Raw genomic sequence first — 811 nt, forward strand, 5'->3', positions numbered from 1 at the left:
CTCTCTGGCGTGTGCTTTACAACAGCCGTGTGCTGACGCCGGAATGGGATGGGGAGGTTTTCGACGCGGCCCAAGACCTACAGGCGCGTCAACAAATTCTGGCTCGCACACTGTTGAACCTCTGCTGCCGTACACGGCAAGGGCTGTGGCTGGTGCGCTCCACTTTTAATTACCGCGGCGAAGAGAACACTGGTATGTTAGATTATCTCGTTCTGAAAGCCGTGAAGGCTATGGCAACAGCCTGAGAGAAGAAACCCTGTACTTAAACTCCACTCCGGGTGAGAAAGAGCCCCAAGTGGCGCAACAGGGGCTTTCCAAACCGCCGTGAAGCGAGGACTGTACCAAACCGGGAAGGGGTGGCTAGTCAACGCGGGTGCCAATTCGCAAGGACTCTACCCCGCTGACGCGAACAGCAAAGTAAGCAGAACCTCGGGGCTTTGCCTTAGGGAACTGTGCAGGGGTGTCTTGACAGCACTTTTGCAAGTCTGTTTGTGGACTGCGTAAGAATTCCCCAACTTTAGTCGGGGGAGTGGCAAGCCGCTGCCTGATTACCTGGATCCCGGTAGCCTTGAGGATCACGACTTTCTGGAAGCAGATAGCTCTACCCAACAGCGAGCGGGCCTCGAAGGCAATGTTTGAGCTAGAGCCTCCTGAATCTTCGCTCTATGGCAGCTTCATAGAAGCTTCACGGAGGCTGCGTTGAGGGCAGATAAAGCTATTTTTAGGCGAGAGCTATCTTGCGGAATCCGAAGCTTTATCTCCTCTTTATCTTGCCGGATTTGGGTTAGCCTTGGGTTGAGTTTCCTTAGGC

The 811-nt window shown here is 54.1% G+C and carries 1 protein-coding gene; it reads left to right on the plus strand.

The features are described 5' to 3' along the window. Positions 1 to 245 (plus strand): hypothetical protein (locus tag NW858_RS08940; RefSeq protein ID WP_414520319.1); only part of this gene is annotated, 245 nt, incomplete at its 5' end. Positions 246 to 811: the final 566 nt, after the last annotated feature.

It is taken from the genome of Synechococcus sp. H55.10, from assembly GCF_047502715.1.
In the GTDB taxonomy this organism is placed as follows: Bacteria; Cyanobacteriota; Cyanobacteriia; order Thermostichales; family Thermostichaceae; genus Thermostichus.